The sequence below is a fragment of the Kurthia sp. FSL E2-0154 genome, assembly GCF_038003625.1.
Taxonomy (GTDB): Bacteria; Bacillota; Bacilli; order Bacillales_A; family Planococcaceae; genus Kurthia; species Kurthia gibsonii.
In genome coordinates this window covers 1,107,311-1,126,355 of the sequence record NZ_JBBOPO010000001.1, presented here as the reverse complement: position 1 = coordinate 1,126,355, position 19,045 = coordinate 1,107,311, and the positions used below count along the sequence as shown (strand labels likewise).

Genomic DNA, 19,045 nt, shown 5'->3' with positions numbered 1-19,045 from the left:
CTGAGACATAAGTGTAAAAAACACCATCCTACATGAGCATAAGAAAAACTGGAATCACACTGTAGTTATGGTTCCAGTTTTTTATTGTAAACGCTGAGAAGGAGCTGAAATGCTTTGTCCCATTCTGTTTACATAAGTATTAAAGTTGTTGTAAAAAGCGTTCATTTTCTTTACGAAAAGCCTGTGTCGCTTCACCAGGGTTTTCTGCTTTTGAAATGGCAGAAATAATTGATACACCATCAGCGCCAGCTTGACGTAAATCGTAAACATGCTCGGGTTGAATACCACCGATTGCGACAATCGGTAAGGTAGGAGTAGTTTTTGCAGCTTCTGTTAAAAATGTTGTGCCAGCAGGTTTTTTTGCATCTTTTTTAGATTGTGTTGAAAAAACAGGGCCGATTCCAACATAGTCAGCACCGTCCTGAATTGCTCGTTGTAATTCATCTTGTGTATGAACAGACACACCGAGTATTTTATGCGGTAGTTGTTCACGTACTTTCTTTGCATCGACATCATTCTGTCCAACATGAATCCCGTCTGCATCGAGTCTGATTGCCAATTCAACATCATCATTTACGATAAAGGGAACGTCATAGCGTTTACAAAGAGTTTGGCAATCTTTTGCAAATTGAAGATAAGCGTCACCTGTTAAACACTGTTCACCTTTTTCTCGCCACTGAAATAAAGTAATCCCATTTTGTAATGCAGCTTCTAAAACTAATAGAGGATCACCTACAACATCTTGACTTCCCATAATAAAATACGTTTCAAGTAATTGTTTATTCAATTATCTCGACCTCCACTTTTGCTTTTGTGTTATAAGCGAAATGATTCGTCGGACCATGGCCATGCCCAATACCTAAACCATGTGAAATAGCCGCATGGATAAATCTTTTTGCTTCAATGAGTGCTTCTTTCATTGGTAGACCTTTTGCTAAGAAGGCAGTTAGTGCTGCTGAATACGTACATCCTGTACCATGAGTGTCTTTCGTTTGAACACGCGGAGTAGAAAGGGATAGTTTATCGCCATTTTTAAAGAAAATATGGTCAATCGCAGCTTGTTGTTCAGGTGCAAAATGTCCACCTTTCATCACAATGACTTCAGGTCCCATAGCGAGTAATTTTTTAGCTACCTGTTCAACATCATCATAAGTTTGAATTTTCATGTCTGTCAGTGTCTCTGCTTCTGGAATATTCGGTGTGAGAACAGTCGCTAGTGGGAATAGGTGAGTAATCATCGCATCAACCGCTTCTTGTTGCAGTAGTGTAGCACCACCTTTTGCAATCATGACGGGATCGACAATAATAGGTGCTTGTATATTCTCTAGTTGTTTTGAAACAGCTTCAATAATAGATGCTGAAAAAAGCATCCCCGTTTTTAGTGCATTCACATTAAAATCGCTTTGAATCGACTGTAATTGTTCCACAATAAAATCTTCGGGTAACGCGTGAACAGCTTGTACGCCATACGTATTTTGTGCTGTAACAGCTGTTAAAACAGATGTACCGAATGTTTTCAATTCTTGAAATGTTTTTAAATCAGCTTGAATACCAGCACCACCACCTGAATCAGATCCGGCAATCGTCAGTGTAATTGGAAACATTATTTAATCCCTCCAAAACTCATTTGTTGTAATTGGTTTAGGATGTGCATTTGAAAATCGCCAATACCATTGCTGTGATGATGAGCAGTTTCTGCGACTTGTTTATAGTCTTTGTGAATTGTGATAACACTTTGTAGTGCGTCTGTATGTGATGCGATTGAAGCAGTTGTTAGAGCAGATAATAAGCAACCAGCTCCTGTAATTTGTTCCATCCATGCATGTCCGCCGTTTATTATGTGCACCGTCGTGCCATCTGTGATTAAATCTTCTACACCACTTACAGCAACAATCGTTTTGTAGCGTGTTGCGACTTGTTTAGCTGCTTCTTCAATTTCAAAAGACACCTCACCTGCATCGACACCACGAGAGGTGACTTTAATTTCCGCAAGAGCCGCTAACTCACCAGCATTACAGCGAATGGCTGTAAATTGTACATGTTGTAATAGTTGTTCGACTGTTTGTTTACGATATTTAGAAGCACCGATGCCTACAGGATCTAAAACGACTGGAATCCCTTTTTTATTTGCAGCTTGTCCAGCTAATATCATCGCATCGACTGTGCGTGTATTTAACGTACCGATATTAATTAATAATCCATTTGCGATTTGAACAATATCATGCATTTCTTGTATTTCATCCGCCATGATGGGCGATGCACCTACTGCTAAAAGTCCATTTGCAGTAAAGTTTGTTACGACATAATTCGTAATACAGTGAACAATTGGTTTCGTTGAATGAATTGATTGGATACTCATTTTTAGTTACCTCCATTGATGAATGAAAAGCAAATTCATGAAGCTTCTCATACTCAGTTTCACTAAATTAGAGGACGGGTTTCTGCTTTTTCACTATAAAAATAAAAAAGCTGCTCAACGAATTAATCGTAGAACAGCATTACATGCGAAAAACAGCTGCTCCCTACGCCAGTATTAACTGACAGGTTCAAAGGGTCAGGTTTTACCTTCTCAACTCCTAAGAGTCCCCCCGCAAATCTAGTATGGTTAGAGCATACCATATTTAGATCATTTTGCAAGGTTCCGCTTTAGTAAAAATAGGTTGTCTTGTATAATGAGAACAAGTATGGAGGGAAATTGTGTGAAAAATCTATCGTGGTATATTTCTTTAGGGATTAGTTTTTTAGGTTTCATGGTCATCAATTATTATTTTACGTTGGGCCCTACTGAAAAAGTTGGAAACTTAAATCCCGCTTTCTTTTTAATTGTTTTATTAGTGCCTTTCCTGTGTGTCAGTCTGTTTATTACGTGGAGCGTTGGCGTATCTTTTTTTGAAACAGCAACAAAAGGTAAGCTGGCATCAGCACTTCTTATTATAGTCGTGATTTTTATTTTAGCAGGCGGTACAGAATATCAATATGTAACAAGCCAAATTGAAGTTTTTGGCGGAACATGGAATGATCCGAAATCGATTATTTACGGTCGTTCACCGTTTAATAGTTATACAAATGATTGGTATTTTAATGAATCTGTCTTTTTAATCATTCATACAATTGCTTTTTCGTTAGGAAGTTTATTCCGTAGTAAAGTGACAGATTAAATAACAAAAAGACTTGGGCTCAGTACCTAAGTCTTTTTTGTATGCTTAAATATGTTCTGCAATTGCGTCACGAATATCTTGTAGCCATTTTAAGTTTTCGTTAAATTGTCGATCTGCATGTCGGATAATTAATTGAATATAATCAACATCTTTTACAGAAGGATGTGAACCAGCTTCAATAATCGATTCGCTTACTCTCACGCTCGATTGCCTGATCTAATAGACCAATTACACGTTTTAAATCAACATACTTTAAAAATAAAATAGGAATATAGAGACTTTGTACATCTGCTAAATTAATCGAGTCGAATGTTTTATAAATGAGTTCTACCATATACGCACGTCCAGCATTTGTAATGGCATAAACGGATTTTTCAGGACGATTTTCTGTATGAATGACTTCGATTTTTTTAATATATCCTTTTTTTTCTAACGAGTCGAAATGATAATAAAGTTTTCCATCACTTAATTTAAAACTTGGATCAATATCAACAATATTTGTGAAGAGCTTTTTGATAAAGTAGGGATGGTAATTATTTTCAGATAAAATCCCTAAAATAAAAAGTTGAATTAACATCACTTGATGCCTCCAATAAATGAAATTTACGTCGTCATTTTAATAGTACACGATATTGTAAAAGGAAACTACAGAAAACAAGATGTTTCTAGCTTGAAACAGTATTTTGTTATATGATAGACAGAGAATTAAGGAGTTGAACGCGTGTGTCAAAATGGTATTCTATTATACCGAAACATCCCATTCAAAGTATTTTAGCATGGGTATTTATTTGCTTTATTCCATTTTATTCAGTATTTAAAAATCAAGATCATACGACGCAAAGCATTGCAGCAGCCATTCTGATTACATATTTGATTTGTGTGTATTTAGATTTCAAACTACCAAGTGGTTTGACGTATATGTGGCTATCATTTGAGATGATTATAAATGCCGTTATGTCGATTTTATATGGCTATTTTTATTTTTCTATTTTTACGTCATTTTTAATTGGACGTATTCGTAGTAAAGTCGGCTTTTATATTATGTATGGCTTACACATTGCGGCAACAGTTGGTGCGATTATTGGTGGCTTTTTCATTGAAACGGCTATTTATATTCAGCAAATTCCATTCATGGTTGTCATCGTGTTCGGTACGATTTTAGCACCATTCTATTTATTCAGCCGTACACAGAGTGACCGCTTAGAAAATAAGTTGAAATCAGCAGAGAATCGTATTTCTGAATTAAGTGTTGTAGAAGAAAGACAACGAATTGCACGTGACTTACATGATACACTTGGACAGAAATTATCAATGATTGGTCTTAAACTCGATTTAGCGATTCGTTTAGTTGATAAAAATCAAGAACAAGCGAAAAATGAGCTATCAGATATTCGTAAAACGGCAAGTATGGCATTAAAAGAAGTGCGTGAAATGGTATCCGATATGAAAAAAATAAAAATTGAAGATGAATTATTGCATGTCCAACAGATTTTAGAAATTGCTAATATCGATTTAAAAGTTAAAGGAAAATTAAAACTTGAAGAAGTACCACTCATTTTAGAAAATACATTAAGTATGTGTTTAAAAGAAGTCGTTAATAATATCGTGCGTCATAGTCAAGCAAAAAAATGTACGATTCGTATTGAACAAACAGATAAAGAAATTCGTATGACGATTTCAGATGATGGTATTGGTTATAATCAAGAGCAAGGTGAGCAGGGGAATGGAATTAAAGGCATCCAAGAACGGATTCAATTCGTCAATGGTACAGTGAAGTTTGAACAAAACAAAGGAACAACGGTTACAATCATTGTACCTTTTGTTATTGTGTATCAGGAAATATAAAGAAATGAGGGGCGCAGAAAAGCGTACCTCATTTTTTTATATTAAATGCAAACTTTTTATAGAAGGACATACGTCTATTACACGTATACAAACATAGAAGGAGCCCTTAGCATGAAATTTACGCGTAAAAAGCTACACTACGATGATCAGCTGATCCAATTAATCGAACGCTATCAAAACGATTTTTATCGCCTTGCTTATAGTTATACAAAAAATGAGCAAGATGCATTGGACGTCGTACAAGATAGTATCCAAAAAGCAATGCAGTCTTATGAAAAGCTAATCGAAAAAGAAAAATTAAAAAGTTGGTTTTATAAAATTGTTGTACATACATCACTCGATTTTTTAAGAAAACATAAACGAGTTCAAGTGATGGAAGATGAACAATTACAAGCGAATCAAAGAAATTTTCATGATGCTTATGAAAATGTTGATTTAGAGCACGCGCTTGACGACTTACCGACGATTTATCGTGAAGTTGTAATTTTACGATTCTTTGAAGACTTAAAAATTGAAGACATTGCTTTTATTTTAGAAGAAAATACAAATACGATTAAAACACGTTTATATAAGGCATTACGCCTATTACGTGCTGATTTAAAAACGGAGGAGGAATTCTAATATGAATCCAAAATTAAAAAAAGAGCAAACAGCTTATAAAAATACACCGATTCCACCAGAACTACAACAAATGGTGAGAAAAGAATTAGGGACAAAGAAGAAAAACTATCGTCCGTATTGGATGAGTGCAGCAATTGCAGCAGCTATTATTGCTTTATTCGTTACATTAAATACCAATGCATCAGTTGCACGTGCGATGGGAGGAATGCCTGTCGTTGGTCATGTGTTCCAAGCGATGACGTTCCAATATGAAGATGAACAGTATGCAGCAGACATTAAAACACCAAAAGTACGAGACTTAGAAAATAAAGACGTTGAACAAACATTGAATGAAAAATATGAAAAAGAAGCAAAAGAGCAATATACAAAGTTTGAACAACGTATGAAAGCATTAAAAGGTGAAGGACATGCGAGTGTAACAAGTGATTATCGTGTATTACAAGATACAAAACAATTACTTGTAATTGAACGTGAAACAACGGAGACAGAAGCAAGTAGTGCAACAACATTACAGTATGATGTAGTAGATCCTACATTAAAACAAGTGATTACATTACCGTCACTATTTAAAAATAAAGACTATGTTCAAGTGATTTCAGATGAAATTAAGCAACAAATGAAAAAACAAATGGCTGATAGCAAAGGCGAAAAAGTCTATTTTATTAAAGGGATGAACTCAGAATCAACAGATGGTTTTGATCAAATTCAAGCAAATCAATCGTTCTATATTAACAAGAAACATGAATTAGTTATTTCATTCAACGAATATGAAGTAGCTCCAGGTAGTATGGGACCAGTGAAATTTGTTATTCCAACAAAAGCTATTCAATCATTACTTGTATCAAACCAATATATTCGATAAATTCAAACGCAAACCTATCACTTTTTAAAACAAGTGATAGGTTTTTATATTACATATTTATTTTAAATATAAATAAACCTCTCTAGTCTATATATAAAAATTAAAAAAAACGTACTAAAGAAAAGCACATTGACAATCATTTAAAAAGTATTTAATATCATTAATTAGACCAATCACTATAATTTCGAGGTGCCTTACGATGACAAGTAAAAATCAATCACGTGAACGAATTTTACAAACAGCTACGCGTCTTTTTCATATGAATGGTTATCATGCAACAGGATTAAATCAGATTATTAAAGAGAGCGGTGCGCCAAAAGGTTCGCTCTATTACCACTTCCCAAATGGTAAAGAACAGTTAGCGAGCGAAGCAATCGAACGATTCGGTGCGATGGTTGCCGCAAATATTTTAGAAGACACACAAAACGAAGTAGAGCCATTAAAAGCTTTTCAAGCACATATTTTAAAAATTGCAGATAAATTTGCAGTGGTTGAAAATATACCGCTTTGTGCAGATTCATTGCCAATTGGATTGATGGCTGCCGAAACAGCATTAGTGAATGAACGTCTTCGTTTAAAATGTGAAGCTGTTTTTGAACGTTTTGAAGAAATTTATATTGAAAAACTAGTCGCATCTGATTATTCAAAAGAACAAGCTCGTTTAATTAGCAGTACATTGAATGCGTTGATTGAGGGGGCAGTAACACTTAGCCTCACTAAAAAATCAAATCAACCACTTCAAGATATCGTAAAAATGTTACCTTTATTATTACAAAAATAGTAAAGGTAACATTTTTCCATCGAATTATATAGACTGGTCTAATTACAAGGGAGAGGTTATACAATTGACACAATCACAAGTAGTAAAAGTAAGAAGTCCAAAAGGAATGGCATTTGTGCTGATGTTAGGAGCTTTCATTGGTCTATTCAGTGAAACAGCATTAAACATGGCATTAACAAATATTATGGCAGATTTCTCGATTAATGCATCTGCCGCACAGTGGCTTACAACAGGATATTTATTAACACTTGGAATTCTTGTTCCTGTATCCGCACTTATTTTAAGATGGTTTACGACACGCCAACTCGTAATCGCATCATTTACTTTCTCAATTATTGGCTCAATTATCGCAGCGTTAGCACCGAGCTTTGCGATTTTATTAATCGGACGTATTATACAAGCGTTAGGAACGGGTATTCTTTTACCGCTTTTAATGAACGTTATTTTATTAATTTTTCCGATTTATAAACGCGGCATTGTTATGGGTTTAATGGGACTTGTTATTACAACAGCACCAGCTGTAGGTCCTACAATCGCCGGTTTAATTGTCGATTCACTTGGATGGGCTTATATTTTCTGGCTAAGCGTTATTTTATTTATTGCTTTAGGGGTATTCGGTGTAAAGCAAATTGACAATGTCGCAACGATTACAAAACCGAAGATTGATGTTTTATCGATTGTATTATCAACGATTGGTTTCGGTGGTCTAATCTTTAGTTTAAGTACGATTGCTGAAAAATCAATTTCAGCACCTGAAGTATGGGTAACACTTGTAACAGGTGTCATCGCAATCATGTTATTTGTCGTTCGACAATTTACAATGAAGATTCCAATGTTAAATTTAGCTGTCTTTAAGCAACCGATGTTTACACTGGGTACATTACAATTATTCATTGGGATGTTACTTATTTTATCAACAGCGATTTTACTACCTCTTTATGTAAAAGGAGCACTTCTATACAGTGCTGCTCTAGCAGGAGTTATCTTATTACCAGGTAGTTCAATTAATGCCATTTTAGCTCCATTCATTGGAAAAAACTTTGAGAAAATCGGTGCAAAAACGCTACTAACAATTGGTTTTGCACTTGCCTTTATCGGCAGTATCTTATTCATCTTCTCACTAAAAGCAGATGCAGCATTATGGCAAGTAATTGGTTCGCATATTGTTTTCTTTGCAGGTATTTCATTTATTATTATGCCTGCTCAAACAAACGGTTTAAATCAATTACCGAGACAGCTTTATTCAGATGGTTCAGCCGTGATGAACACATTACAGCAAATCGCAGGTGCAGCGGGAACAGCAGTTGCGATTACTTTAATGGTACAAGGTCAAAAAATCTTCATGTCTGAAAATCCACAATCACTACCAACAGAGATGATTGCAGCTGGAACAAACCATGTATTCCATTATATTGCTGGAATTGCGTTAATTGGCTTCATCTCAACATTCTTTGTAAAACGTGTGCATGTTGAATAACGACTAGATGTGATACAATCGTAAAAGATGTGTTACATATAGGAGTAGATAGAATGAAAAGAAGATGGATGATCTTTATCTCGATACTTGTTGTTATTGGAATTGCTGCTTGGAATATGTACAATCAGAATCAAAAACAACAAAGAGCCACAGAAGATATTCTGAATCACGTACAACAAGTAGATGAGGTAACGATTTCAAATGGTGAAAAAAGCATGACTTTTAAAGGGAAAGAAGCAACACCTTTTATTGAGTCTACACCACTTGTTCATATTGAAAAGTATGAACGAACAGACCATAATTATTTTGAGAAAGAGCCACGCTTTATTGTGAGTTATAAAGTAAAGGGTAAAACACTTTACGTAGTAGAATTGCTACAATTGAAAAAGAAGTTACCGAATGATCGGTTGAATGACTTTTTAATGAATGAACATTTACTTGTGAAGTGGCAAGGCTACCCAATGATGTTCTCACAACATGAAGCGATTCAGCGTTTAGTAGATGCATTTAATGCGAAAGAAAAATAAAACAAGCTGGGACAAAATATCTCACTAAGAGTTCACAAAGAAAAACTAGAATCGCACCAAAGCGCGATTCTAGTTTTTCTTATGCTTATATGATGTGGGATGGTGTTTTTTACACCGATATCCCAGCTTGTTTTTGCTATGTAAGATTTGCTGGTACTTGAATATGTTCATAAGCTTGTTGGATCTTTTGTGGTTTACCCTCTGCATTGACCATCACTTGTAAAATCATTTGTTGTAGTGCATCTTCATCGCAATGCAGTAAGCGACTTAACAATTCGTCATGTAACTGTGCGCCAAAATATAAATAAGCAATTGCACGATATGGCTCTTGGGTTGCTGGAAGTGGTGCAGCTTTCATCGCATACTCGATATGCTTTTGCACAATCTTTCTAAACAACAAGTCGGGTTGTTCAATTGACCAGTGCGCATTCAAACAAGCTGTCTGGCTCTGCTCTAAAATAGAAAGTGCTGTCTGCTCATCACCTACATACAAATAGAGAATTTTATATAGCATGTGACGATTATTTTGTAATATCTGCTCAACCATACGCTGCTGTTTTTTTCGCTTTGAAAACCATCTTCTCACCACAAGAGTCCCTCCTTTATACATTAGACGCATGAACCAAGCAAAAAGTTTGCACTTAATACGGTATTTTGTGTCTGGTGCATAATGGATTTACGTGGAATCGAGCGATATGCTATGATACAAGTAATTCGTTTTGAAAGGAAGATTTATAGATGAAATCGCCATTTACATTTGAACACACTGCACCAAAAGAACAAGAAGCAGGAAAGTTATATCCAGCCGTTTTCTTGTTACATGGTATGGGAAGTAACGAGAAGGATTTACCAGGCTTATTAACAGAACTTCAAGATGAATACCATATTTTCAGCTTGCGTGGACCAATTACACAAGCACCTGGTTATGCGTTCTTCATTGATGAAGATTTCGGCAAACCAGATCGTCAAATTTTCGATAAAATCGTCTTACATATTCAAGCATTTATTGAAGAAGCCATTCAAACGTATTCAATTGATGCAACAAAAGTTTTCGTACTCGGTTTTAGCCAAGGTGCAGCATTAGCTGAAACATTACCATTTGTTTTAGGAATAGAACGCTTAGCTGGAGCCATCGCATTAAGTGGTTATTTACCAGGACATGTCAAAGAAGAATATAGTAAACGTAGCGTTGTATCGCTACCAGTCTTTATTTCACATGGTAAGATGGACTATGTACTACCATATCAATGGGGTGAAGAAGCACGCGACTTCTATAAAGACCAACAAGCTAATGTAACATTTATGGCATTTGAAGACGGTCACGGTGTTACACCTGAAGTACAACGTGAAATTATTCGTTTCTTAAAACAACATATATCTTAATAAATGAATCACTTGACATTCTATTTTCTATGGAATAAGATGTAAGCAATACTTTTGAACGTATATGAGCAGAAGGCACTGAGAGCAGTGTCAGTCTCATCAAAATAGCAGAGCCGAGAAATTGAAGAGTAAGAGTAGTAGTATAGTTAAGCTAGTTATAGAGAATCAGTGGTTGGTGAAAACTGATCTAGTCGCTATATGAATGGACTTATGAGAGTATCTATGAACCATTTTGTAGTAGTAGATAACGAATCATCCTCGTTACGGATGTCGAGATCAGATTGTTTAGCAATCTGAAATTGAGGTGGCACCGCGAATAATATCGTCCTCATGAAGGTTTTTTCCTTCATGGGGACTTTTTTTATTTCTTTCAAAAGTAAAGTTGAGTTGAGGAGAGTGGAGAAGTGTATGAAAGCATTCATTGAAAAAGTGGAACAGAGAGAACACTTAACAAATCAAGAAATGACGATTGCAGCACATAAGATGTTGGATGAACAAACACCCGAACAAGAGATTATGTCGTTCTTAGTAGCACTAGCTAAAAAAGGAGAGACAGCACAAGAACTCGCTGCTCTCGCTAAAACGATGAAAGAACATGCAAATGAAGTTCAAGGTGTACAGTCACTAGCTTATTTAGATAACTGTGGAACGGGTGGCGATGGTTTAAAAAGTTTTAATATCAGTACAACAGCCGCTTTTGTCTTAGCTGCTTGTGATGTTCCAATCGCAAAACATGGTAATCGAAAAGTATCGAGTGCTTCTGGCAGTACAGACTTATTAGAAGAACTAGGCATTCCAGCTACGATGGACTTGTCAAAAGTAAGTCCTTTATTAAAACAAGAGAAATTAGCTTTTATTTTCGCACCTGCTGCGCACCCAAAATTAAAGCGAATTGGACAAATTCGAAGTCAATTAGGAACACCTACAATTTTTAATCTAGTGGGTCCTCTTGTGAATCCTGTTGATTTAACGTATCAACTAACAGGCATTAATCGTCCTGATTTTGTCATTCCCTATGCAGAAGTTTTAAAGAAGTTAGGAAGAAAACGTGCATTAGTCGTTAGTGGTGAACAAGGAATGGATGAAGCCTCACTTTGCGGCGAAACGACATGCGCCTTACTCGATGATGGCGAAATTATTTCGTTTACCATTACCGCACAAGAAATTGGCTTACCCGAGTATCCACTCGAAGCAATTAAAGGTGGTACGCCAGTTGAAAATGCCAGAATATTAGAACAATTGTTACTTGGTAAAAAGGATGCTTATTATGATGCAGTACTTTTTAATGCGGGACTTGGTTTATATGCAGCTGGTAAAGTACAGACGATTCAAGAAGGAATTCATCGTGCAAACCATGCGATTGAACAAGGAAAAGCATATGAAAAATTACAAGCAGTTCGACAGTACCATCAACGACTGGAGATGACGAAATGACGATTTTAGATAAAATCTTACAACAAAAAGAGATTGAAATTCAAAAGCGATTACGCACGGAAAAGAAAGTAGGAACAGACAAACCGGTCTATTCTTTATATAATCAACTGCTTCAAACACCTCATTTACAAGTCATCGCAGAAATTAAAAGAGCATCACCTTCTAAAGGAATGATTCAATCGCATATCAATCCTGTTGAGCAAGCGAAAAAATATGAGCGTGCGGGAGCAGCATGTGTATCGGTACTAACAGATGAGCAATTTTTCAAAGGTTCATTAGATGATTTAGAAGCTGTCGCAAATGAAGTGACGATACCTGTTCTACGAAAGGATTTCATCTTACATGAGGTACAAATTGAAGATGCAAGAACAGCAGGTGCATCCGTTATTCTACTTATTGTGGCGACTCTTCCTGAAAAGCGATTAAAAAAACTACATGATTATGCAACATCATTACAATTAGAAGTTCTGGTCGAAGTACATGATTTAGAAGAATATGCGATTGCTAAAAGAATCGGTGCAAAAATCATCGGAGTTAATAATCGAAATTTAAAAACATTTGAAGTGGACTTAGAACATACAAAAACAATTGCATCAGCACGTAATGAAATGGATCAACATGTATTTATTAGCGAAAGTGGTATTCAAACTATTGCTGATGCAGAACTTGTGTCAAAAGACGGTGCAGATGCCATCCTAGTTGGTGAAACATTGATGCGCGCAGAAGATGTTGAATCAACACTTCGAAGTTTTCAAGTTCAAAAAGAAGGTGTTTATTAATGGTACGCGTGAAGATTTGTGGATTAACTAAAAAAGAGCATATTCAAGTAGCTGTTGAAGAACAAGTGGATTATATCGGATTTGTATTCGCGAAGAGTAAACGCCAAGTAACCGTTGAACAAGCAAAAGTTTTAGCTCAGTCGATTCCTGAACCCATTCAAAAAGTGGGAGTATTCGTCAATGAAACAGTGGAGAATATGTTACACATTGCAAAAGAAGTGCCTCTAGACGTGATTCAATTACATGGTCAAGAACCCCAACAAGTCGTTGAAGCTTTAAAACCATATACGACTATTAAAGCCATTTCAGTCCGAACAAAAGAAGATGTACAAAAAGCAGCACAATATAACGTCGATTACTATCTATTCGATGCACCTGGCATTGAATATGAAGGTGGTAGTGGTAATACGTTTGATTGGACATTATTAGAAAATACGAAAATCAATCGACAAAACATCATCCTAGCAGGTGGATTAAGCCCTGAGAATGTAGGACGTGCGATTGAACAAGTAGAACCTTACGGAATTGATGTATCAAGTGGTGTTGAAATAGACGGACAAAAAGATGAAATGCGTATGCGCGCATTTATGAATCAAACAAGAAACGGAGTGGTATAAATGGTAACAACAACAGAGAAAAAAGGGCGTTTTGGTAAATTCGGTGGTCAATTTGTACCCGAAACATTAATGACAGCTTTAAATGAATTAGAACAAGCATATGAAGAAGCAAGACAAGACTCGAGCTTCCAAGAAGAACTACAAGATTACTTACACAACTATGTAGGTCGTGAAAATCCACTTTATTTTGCAAAGCGATTATCAGAACATCTAGGTGGACCAAAAATCTACTTTAAGCGCGAAGATTTAAATCATACCGGCGCACATAAAATCAATAATGCACTAGGGCAAGTCTTACTCGCAAAACGTATGGGGAAGAAAAAAGTTGTTGCTGAAACAGGTGCAGGACAACATGGTGTAGCAACTGCCACGGTTTGTGCATTGTTCGATATGGAATGTGTAATATTTATGGGGCGAGAAGATGTCAAAAGACAAGAATTAAATGTATTTCGTATGGAGTTACTTGGCGCGACAGTTCAACCAGTTGATTCAGGTTCTGCTACATTAAAAGATGCATGTAACGAGGCGATGCGCTACTGGGTTACAAATGTAGAAGACACACATTATATTTTAGGCTCGGCACTCGGACCACATCCGTTCCCAACGATTGTACGCGATTTCCAGCGTATTATTGGTGACGAAACACGTCGTCAAATTTTAGAAAAAGAACAACGCCTACCAGACGCAGTTGTCGCATGTGTTGGCGGGGGAAGTAATGCGATTGGTATGTTCACACCTTTTGTAGAAGATGAGAATGTTCGTTTATATGGTGTAGAAGCTGCAGGTCATGGTATTGCAACTGGGGAACATGCAGCTGCATTTGCTGATTTAAAAGAAGGTGTCTTACACGGCTCTTATATGTATTTACTACAAGATGATCACGGGATGGTACAAGAAGCAATTTCGATATCAGCTGGTTTAGATTATCCAGGTGTTGGACCAGAGCATTGTTATTTACATGATATTGGACGCGTTGAATATAAATCTGCTACTGATGAAGATGCATTAGAAGGTTTTAAACTATTATCGAAAATCGAAGGAATCATTCCTGCTTTAGAAACATCGCATGCGATTTCTTTTGCAAGTAAGTTAGCGAAAGAGATGACAAAAAATGAAATCATGGTGATTTGCTTATCAGGCCGTGGCGATAAAGATGTTGCACAAGTACGTGATGCATTAGGAGGACGAGTACATGACTAAAACATTACAACAAGTAATTGAACAAAAAAATGAACAAGGTGAAAAAGCATTCATTCCTTACATTATGGCAGGAGACGAGGGACTAACGCACACGAAAGAAACGATTCGCTATCTACAACAACTGGGTGCAACTGCTATTGAAGTAGGGATTCCTTTTTCGGACCCTGTTGCAGATGGGCCTGTTATCGAAAAAGCAGGATTGCGTGCTTTAGCAGAAGGAACGAATTTACGTACTATTTTAGCGATGCTAGAAGAAATAAAAGAAGATGTGCAAACACCAGTTATTTTGATGACATATTTAAATCCGCTTGTTCATTTTGGTTTACAAGATTTTGTGAAGGCAGCTACAAAAGCGAAGGTAAAAGGATTAATCATTCCTGATATGCCACTGGAAGAATGCGACATAATTCAGCCATTCTTAGAAGGAACGGATATCGCACTTGTACAGCTTGTATCATTAACAAGTTCTAAAGCGCGTATTCAAGAAATTGCGGAAGCAGCAGAAGGATTTATTTATGCGGTAACTGTCAATGGAACGACAGGGGAACAAAGAGATTTCCAAGATCATGTTATGCAACACCTAAAAGAGATTAAATCGTTGGTATCTTTACCTGTCCTTGCAGGGTTCGGTATTTCGAATCGACAAACAGCAGAGAAAATGAGTGAAGGAATTGATGGTGTGATTGTAGGAAGTGCGATTGTTGACGCATTGCACCGTAAAGATTATGATACAATTGAGCAATTCTTTCAAAAAGAACCAGTCGAAACAAATTCATAGATAAAAGGAGAGAATCGCATTTATGCGGTTCTTTTTCTATTAAAGGGACTTCGAAGTATGCAAAAATGATAATTTACATACAATTCGCGATTATCAAAAGAAAGGGTATCGCGTGACAGAGATTCGATTAGATGCGGTTAAGCGTGCACGTTTAATCAAACCGACCATTCCATTATTTTCTACGAATCAAATTGCAATTCAAGATGGAATGGATATTAGAAAAAACTTTGGTATAATTAACTTTCAGTAAATGCTTTACAAACCGTAATAAGTGTTATATAATAAGATTAATCAAATAGTTCTTATTAGAGATGAATTCGCATATTACAAAGAGTAATCGTGTTTGTTCGGTACTTTTTGTAATATGTGAATTTTTTGTTTTTTAAAAGCTTATGTATTAATAACTTAATTGGAGGTCATTTAAATGACACAAGGTACAGTAAAATGGTTTAACGCAGAAAAAGGTTTCGGTTTCATCGAAGTTGAAGGCGGTTCTGACGTATTCGCTCACTTCTCAGCAATCCAAGGCGAAGGTTTCAAATCTTTAGACGAAGGTCAAAAAGTTGAATTCGAAATCGAAGACGGCCAACGCGGACCACAAGCAGTAAACATCGTAAAATTTTAATTTTAACGAGTTACAATCAAAAAGGAAATTGCTTCGGCAGTTTCCTTTTTTTGTGTTTTCTTTTATTAAAATGCTACACAATAAAGCGAAAATAATCATTATAGATCTTTAAATGAAATGCGGTTGTATATTTACAGTCTATTTTAACAGTTGAAGTAAAATCAAGAGAGCTTTGTATCTTGCTTGTAGTAGGAGACAAGGTCATGTTCGGTAGGGAATCGTTATACGTTTCATTGATGTAACCAATTAGTAATCCTGTGTATGGTAGATAAATCATTTTCGTATATTAAAAAAGGAACCTCCGAGGAGATTCCTTTTTTGCGTTGAATTAGTGATCAACTGAACCAGAAGAACCGATACCAGTGTTTGCACGTACTTCAACTTCAGCGTATTTCTTCGCGTCTGCTTTCGCGCCAACTAATGAACCAATCCAACCTGCCAAGAAACCAAGTGGAACTGATACGATTGCTGGGTTAGTAAGAGGGAATAAAGGTGTACCTGTAAGAATTGCAGTACCTTCAGGATTCCAGATATTCGGACTTACTGCTACAAGAACTAATGCAGTGATTAAACCTGTTAACATTGCTGCCATCGCACCTGTTGTATTGAACTTTTTGTAGTAAATTGTGTAAATAATTACTGGTAAGTTCGCAGAAGCGGCGATACAGAATGCAAGTGATACTAAGAATGCTACGTTTAATGATTGTGCACCAAGTGCTAAAAGGATTGAGAATGCTGATACTCCTAATGAAGCCCAACGAGCAGCTAACATTTGTTGTCTTTCAGTTACTTTACCTTTTTTAATGATTTGACCATAAATATCATGTCCGAATGCAGAAGCTCCTGATAATACAAGACCTGCTACTACGGCTAAGATTGTTGCGAACGCTACCGCGCAAATGAAGGACATTAGAATGTCGCCACCTAATACTTCCGCTAACAGTGGTGCGGCCATGTTACCAGCTGGGTTAGCAGCTAAGATTGCATCAGTACCTACGAATGCTGCAGCACCAAAACCTAAGAAGATTGTTAAGATATAGAAGATACCTACAATCCAAGTTGCTGTAACAACTGAGCTACGTGCAGTTTTTGCATCTTTTACAGTGAAGAAACGCATTAAAATATGTGGAAGACCTGCTGTACCAAGTACAAGTGCGATCATCATTGACATTGTGTCAATACCATTTGTATATTTTACACCTGCATTTAAGTATGCTTCACCATGTGGTTGATGTGTTTTTACATAAGAGAACATTTCTAAGATATTGAAGTTGAACTTCACAAGAACTAATACCGAGATAATAACAGTACCTAACATTAATAGAACGGCTTTAATAATTTGTACCCAAGAAGTGGCACCCATACCGCCCCATAATACGTAGATTGTCATCATTACACCTACGATTAATACAGCAAATTTGTAATCGATACCTAATAATAATTGGATAAGAGCGCCTGCACCTACTAATTGTGCAATCATGTAGAATAAAACGATAACGATTGAACTTACTGCTGCAGTTCCGCGAATTTTCTTTTGGTTGAAACGAGCTGTAATCATATCTGCTAAAGTATATTTACCTAAGTTACGTAAAGGTTCAGCTACAATATAAAGCACAACTAGATAAGCTACTAAGTAACCTAATGAATAGAAGAAACCGTCGAAACCTGTTAAAGCAATCGCACCTGCGATACCTAGGAATGAAGCAGCTGATAGATAGTCACCAGCAATTGCAATCCCGTTTTGCCAACCTGTTAATCCACCACCAGCTGTGTAGAAATCTTGTGCTGAATTTGTGTTTTTAGAAGCAAAGTATGTTACAAGTAATGTAACCCCTACGATACCGACGAAAAACGCGATACCAATTCCACTCATGCCACTTGTCATTTGTATCCACCATCCTTAGCCTTTTCGATAATAACTGCTGCGTCTTTATCGAATGCGTTTGCTTTTTTCACATAAATCATAGCAAATGCCCAAACCATTATGAACTGCGCTAAAGCAAAAATCCATACCCAAGTGATACCTCCAATTGCTTTTGCGTGTAATACTTTTGTAAACGAAGTTAGTAATGGTAACGTGAAGTAAAATACTAAGAAGAAAATCGTCATTGGAACAAGGAATTTGTTTTTCTTTTTCACAAGCGCATGATATTCTGAGCTTTCTGAAATTTTCACATACTCTTGCTCTGTTAACTCAACTGCTTTATCAACTTCAGTTGATGTTGCTTTTACATTTAGAACATCAGAACCGTTTAAGTTTTGATCCATAAAAGTATGCCTCCTTTTTATATAGTTTTTTTGGCGAGCAAGGTAATTATTTCCTAGCTCTGAGTTAATATTATTTGAAAGCGCTTTAAAATGCAACACTTTTTTCTTTAAAAAATTAAAAATTTTCTTTAATAGGTACTTAAAATTCTATTTAAAGAGAAAAATATCTCAAAATATATGATGTTTTTATGATGTCTGTTAGTCGAAAAAGCAAATTTTAGCTGTTTTATGACAGTTTTTCGATCACTCCCTGTTTTGTATCAAAAACGAAAAAAATCAGAGAAAAAATTGTTTTTAACGAGATTTTTATAGTTCTAAGCATAAAAAAATCGAATGAACGTATTTTATTTATTGTAAAAGACATAAAAGAACGAAAACAACAAATGATATTTTTTTGATTTATTTACTAATTAAAGGAAAAGTAACTTTTTAAATCGATAGATGTAAAAAGAAAAATTATTTTCTTTTTACATACCCTTTATCTATTTTCCATAAAACATTTATTACCATATATGTTGATTTTAAAATTATTATCTTCCACGATAAATTATCTGAATATTCAAATGAAGTTGCGTGGATTACTTTTAAACGCAACTTCATATAATAGAGTTGCTCTTTGTGTATACTTTTTAGGAATATGATTCATTTAACGAATTACTAATCATTCGTTAAATGAAAGGTAATACTACT

General features: G+C 35.9%; 23 protein-coding genes, 1 riboswitch and 1 other annotated feature. Of the genes, 15 read left to right on the top strand and 8 right to left on the bottom strand.

Going from position 1 to position 19,045, the window contains the following annotated elements:
- Nucleotides 1-139: 139 nt before the first annotated feature.
- From thiE to thiM, 3 genes are read right to left on the bottom strand one after another with little or no spacing between them, the layout of a single operon-like run.
- Nucleotides 140-754 (bottom strand): thiamine phosphate synthase, encoded by a 615-nt coding sequence (thiE, locus tag MHB75_RS05465; RefSeq protein ID WP_340998576.1) that lies wholly within the window; start codon nucleotides 752-754, stop codon nucleotides 140-142.
- 25 nt (nucleotides 755-779) lie between these two features.
- Nucleotides 780-1,604 (bottom strand): bifunctional hydroxymethylpyrimidine kinase/phosphomethylpyrimidine kinase, encoded by an 825-nt coding sequence (thiD, locus tag MHB75_RS05460; RefSeq protein ID WP_340996351.1) that lies wholly within the window; start codon nucleotides 1,602-1,604, stop codon nucleotides 780-782.
- Nucleotides 1,604-2,359, bottom strand: a complete 756-nt coding sequence (gene thiM / locus MHB75_RS05455) for a hydroxyethylthiazole kinase (protein WP_340996349.1) — start codon at nucleotides 2,357-2,359, stop codon at nucleotides 1,604-1,606. The genes thiD and thiM overlap by 1 nt, the downstream gene beginning before the upstream one ends.
- Nucleotides 2,360-2,502: 143 nt before the next feature.
- Nucleotides 2,503-2,600: riboswitch (TPP riboswitch) on the bottom strand.
- 99 nt (nucleotides 2,601-2,699) lie between these two features.
- Here thiM and MHB75_RS05450 point away from each other — a divergent pair.
- Nucleotides 2,700-3,158 carry a hypothetical protein gene (locus MHB75_RS05450; RefSeq protein ID WP_340996346.1) on the top strand — a complete coding sequence of 153 codons (459 nt, stop codon included), beginning with the start codon at nucleotides 2,700-2,702 and terminating at the stop codon, nucleotides 3,156-3,158.
- A 45-nt stretch (nucleotides 3,159-3,203) separates the two neighbouring features.
- Here the strand turns inward: MHB75_RS05450 and MHB75_RS05445 are convergent, their stop codons facing one another.
- Nucleotides 3,204-3,359 (bottom strand): hypothetical protein, encoded by a 156-nt coding sequence (locus MHB75_RS05445; RefSeq protein ID WP_340996344.1) that lies wholly within the window; start codon nucleotides 3,357-3,359, stop codon nucleotides 3,204-3,206.
- Nucleotides 3,334-3,735 (bottom strand): PadR family transcriptional regulator, encoded by a 402-nt coding sequence (locus MHB75_RS05440; protein ID WP_340996342.1) that lies wholly within the window; start codon nucleotides 3,733-3,735, stop codon nucleotides 3,334-3,336. The genes MHB75_RS05445 and MHB75_RS05440 overlap by 26 nt, the downstream gene beginning before the upstream one ends.
- Nucleotides 3,736-3,881: 146 nt before the next feature.
- Between MHB75_RS05440 and MHB75_RS05435 the strand changes: the two genes are divergently transcribed.
- The 6 genes from MHB75_RS05435 to MHB75_RS05410 all read left to right on the top strand — a co-directional run bounded on the left by MHB75_RS05435 (nucleotide 3,882) and on the right by MHB75_RS05410 (nucleotide 9,271).
- Entirely contained in the window at nucleotides 3,882-5,003 is a 1,122-nt protein-coding gene (locus tag MHB75_RS05435) for a sensor histidine kinase (protein WP_255314749.1), read from the top strand.
- A 111-nt stretch (nucleotides 5,004-5,114) separates the two neighbouring features.
- Nucleotides 5,115-5,624, top strand: coding sequence for an RNA polymerase sigma factor (locus MHB75_RS05430; protein ID WP_087680805.1), 510 nt, complete (start codon nucleotides 5,115-5,117; stop codon nucleotides 5,622-5,624).
- A 1-nt stretch (nucleotide 5,625) separates the two neighbouring features.
- Nucleotides 5,626-6,486 carry an RsiV family protein gene (locus tag MHB75_RS05425; protein ID WP_340996339.1) on the top strand — a complete coding sequence of 287 codons (861 nt, stop codon included), beginning with the start codon at nucleotides 5,626-5,628 and terminating at the stop codon, nucleotides 6,484-6,486.
- 199 nt (nucleotides 6,487-6,685) lie between these two features.
- Nucleotides 6,686-7,267: a TetR/AcrR family transcriptional regulator gene (locus MHB75_RS05420; RefSeq protein ID WP_141273973.1), complete on the top strand. Its 582-nt coding sequence runs from the start codon at nucleotides 6,686-6,688 to the stop codon at nucleotides 7,265-7,267.
- A gap of 64 nt (nucleotides 7,268-7,331) precedes the next feature.
- The gene (locus MHB75_RS05415; RefSeq protein WP_340996334.1) at nucleotides 7,332-8,744 is read left to right on the top strand and encodes a DHA2 family efflux MFS transporter permease subunit; all 1,413 of its coding nucleotides are present in this window, start codon (nucleotides 7,332-7,334) and stop codon (nucleotides 8,742-8,744) included.
- Between the two features lie 53 nt (nucleotides 8,745-8,797).
- Nucleotides 8,798-9,271, top strand: coding sequence for a hypothetical protein (locus MHB75_RS05410; RefSeq protein ID WP_141273974.1), 474 nt, complete (start codon nucleotides 8,798-8,800; stop codon nucleotides 9,269-9,271).
- A 136-nt stretch (nucleotides 9,272-9,407) separates the two neighbouring features.
- On the opposite strand, the gene MHB75_RS05405 is transcribed toward MHB75_RS05410, so the two are convergent.
- Nucleotides 9,408-9,860, bottom strand: coding sequence for a hypothetical protein (locus tag MHB75_RS05405; RefSeq protein ID WP_340996332.1), 453 nt, complete (start codon nucleotides 9,858-9,860; stop codon nucleotides 9,408-9,410).
- A 149-nt stretch (nucleotides 9,861-10,009) separates the two neighbouring features.
- Here MHB75_RS05405 and MHB75_RS05400 point away from each other — a divergent pair, with 149 nt between their 5' ends.
- The 8 genes from MHB75_RS05400 (at nucleotide 10,010) to MHB75_RS05365 (ending at nucleotide 16,087) form a co-directional block, all read left to right on the top strand.
- Nucleotides 10,010-10,654 carry an alpha/beta hydrolase gene (locus MHB75_RS05400; protein ID WP_340996330.1) on the top strand — a complete coding sequence of 215 codons (645 nt, stop codon included), beginning with the start codon at nucleotides 10,010-10,012 and terminating at the stop codon, nucleotides 10,652-10,654.
- A 115-nt stretch (nucleotides 10,655-10,769) separates the two neighbouring features.
- Nucleotides 10,770-10,987 (top strand) — a binding site (T-box leader).
- Nucleotides 10,988-11,062: 75 nt separating this feature from the next.
- Nucleotides 11,063-12,088 carry an anthranilate phosphoribosyltransferase gene (gene trpD / locus MHB75_RS05395; protein WP_340996329.1) on the top strand — a complete coding sequence of 342 codons (1,026 nt, stop codon included), beginning with the start codon at nucleotides 11,063-11,065 and terminating at the stop codon, nucleotides 12,086-12,088.
- Nucleotides 12,085-12,867: an indole-3-glycerol phosphate synthase TrpC gene (gene trpC / locus MHB75_RS05390; protein WP_340996327.1), complete on the top strand. Its 783-nt coding sequence runs from the start codon at nucleotides 12,085-12,087 to the stop codon at nucleotides 12,865-12,867. The genes trpD and trpC overlap by 4 nt, the downstream gene beginning before the upstream one ends.
- Complete coding sequence (locus tag MHB75_RS05385) at nucleotides 12,867-13,484, top strand: phosphoribosylanthranilate isomerase (protein WP_141273979.1); 618 nt, start codon at nucleotides 12,867-12,869, stop codon at nucleotides 13,482-13,484. The genes trpC and MHB75_RS05385 overlap by 1 nt, the downstream gene beginning before the upstream one ends.
- Nucleotides 13,485-14,684, top strand: a complete 1,200-nt coding sequence (gene trpB / locus MHB75_RS05380; RefSeq protein WP_340996326.1) for a tryptophan synthase subunit beta — start codon at nucleotides 13,485-13,487, stop codon at nucleotides 14,682-14,684.
- Entirely contained in the window at nucleotides 14,677-15,462 is a 786-nt protein-coding gene (trpA, locus tag MHB75_RS05375; RefSeq protein ID WP_141273981.1) for a tryptophan synthase subunit alpha, read from the top strand. Before trpB ends, trpA begins: the two co-directional genes overlap by 8 nt.
- Before the next feature lie 112 nt (nucleotides 15,463-15,574).
- The gene (locus MHB75_RS05370; RefSeq protein WP_170214747.1) at nucleotides 15,575-15,712 is read left to right on the top strand and encodes a hypothetical protein; all 138 of its coding nucleotides are present in this window, start codon (nucleotides 15,575-15,577) and stop codon (nucleotides 15,710-15,712) included.
- 174 nt (nucleotides 15,713-15,886) lie between these two features.
- The gene (locus tag MHB75_RS05365; RefSeq protein ID WP_141273982.1) at nucleotides 15,887-16,087 is read left to right on the top strand and encodes a cold-shock protein; all 201 of its coding nucleotides are present in this window, start codon (nucleotides 15,887-15,889) and stop codon (nucleotides 16,085-16,087) included.
- Between the two features lie 328 nt (nucleotides 16,088-16,415).
- Here the strand turns inward: MHB75_RS05365 and MHB75_RS05360 are convergent, their stop codons facing one another.
- Entirely contained in the window at nucleotides 16,416-17,960 is a 1,545-nt protein-coding gene (locus tag MHB75_RS05360; protein WP_141274014.1) for a solute symporter family protein, read from the bottom strand.
- A gap of 8 nt (nucleotides 17,961-17,968) precedes the next feature.
- Entirely contained in the window at nucleotides 17,969-18,355 is a 387-nt protein-coding gene (locus MHB75_RS05355; protein WP_340996320.1) for a DUF485 domain-containing protein, read from the bottom strand.
- Nucleotides 18,356-19,045: the final 690 nt, after the last annotated feature.

What these genes read in the sequence shown, in the direction of transcription:
- thiE (WP_340998576.1), bottom strand. Translation starts at nt 754, where the DNA reads ATGGGAAGTCAAGATGTTGTAGGTGATCCTCTATTAGTTTTAGAAGCT.
- thiD (WP_340996351.1), bottom strand. Translation starts at nt 1,604, where the DNA reads ATGTTTCCAATTACACTGACGATTGCCGGATCTGATTCAGGTGGTGGT.
- thiM (WP_340996349.1), bottom strand. Translation starts at nt 2,359, where the DNA reads ATGAGTATCCAATCAATTCATTCAACGAAACCAATTGTTCACTGTATT.
- MHB75_RS05440 (WP_340996342.1), bottom strand. Translation starts at nt 3,735, where the DNA reads ATGTTAATTCAACTTTTTATTTTAGGGATTTTATCTGAAAATAATTAC.
- MHB75_RS05430 (WP_087680805.1), top strand. Translation starts at nt 5,115, where the DNA reads ATGAAATTTACGCGTAAAAAGCTACACTACGATGATCAGCTGATCCAA.
- MHB75_RS05425 (WP_340996339.1), top strand. Translation starts at nt 5,626, where the DNA reads ATGAATCCAAAATTAAAAAAAGAGCAAACAGCTTATAAAAATACACCG.
- MHB75_RS05420 (WP_141273973.1), top strand. Translation starts at nt 6,686, where the DNA reads ATGACAAGTAAAAATCAATCACGTGAACGAATTTTACAAACAGCTACG.
- MHB75_RS05410 (WP_141273974.1), top strand. Translation starts at nt 8,798, where the DNA reads ATGAAAAGAAGATGGATGATCTTTATCTCGATACTTGTTGTTATTGGA.
- MHB75_RS05400 (WP_340996330.1), top strand. Translation starts at nt 10,010, where the DNA reads ATGAAATCGCCATTTACATTTGAACACACTGCACCAAAAGAACAAGAA.
- trpD (WP_340996329.1), top strand. Translation starts at nt 11,063, where the DNA reads ATGAAAGCATTCATTGAAAAAGTGGAACAGAGAGAACACTTAACAAAT.
- trpC (WP_340996327.1), top strand. Translation starts at nt 12,085, where the DNA reads ATGACGATTTTAGATAAAATCTTACAACAAAAAGAGATTGAAATTCAA.
- MHB75_RS05385 (WP_141273979.1), top strand. Translation starts at nt 12,867, where the DNA reads ATGGTACGCGTGAAGATTTGTGGATTAACTAAAAAAGAGCATATTCAA.
- trpB (WP_340996326.1), top strand. Translation starts at nt 13,485, where the DNA reads ATGGTAACAACAACAGAGAAAAAAGGGCGTTTTGGTAAATTCGGTGGT.
- trpA (WP_141273981.1), top strand. Translation starts at nt 14,677, where the DNA reads ATGACTAAAACATTACAACAAGTAATTGAACAAAAAAATGAACAAGGT.
- MHB75_RS05365 (WP_141273982.1), top strand. Translation starts at nt 15,887, where the DNA reads ATGACACAAGGTACAGTAAAATGGTTTAACGCAGAAAAAGGTTTCGGT.
- MHB75_RS05360 (WP_141274014.1), bottom strand. Translation starts at nt 17,960, where the DNA reads ATGAGTGGAATTGGTATCGCGTTTTTCGTCGGTATCGTAGGGGTTACA.
- MHB75_RS05355 (WP_340996320.1), bottom strand. Translation starts at nt 18,355, where the DNA reads ATGGATCAAAACTTAAACGGTTCTGATGTTCTAAATGTAAAAGCAACA.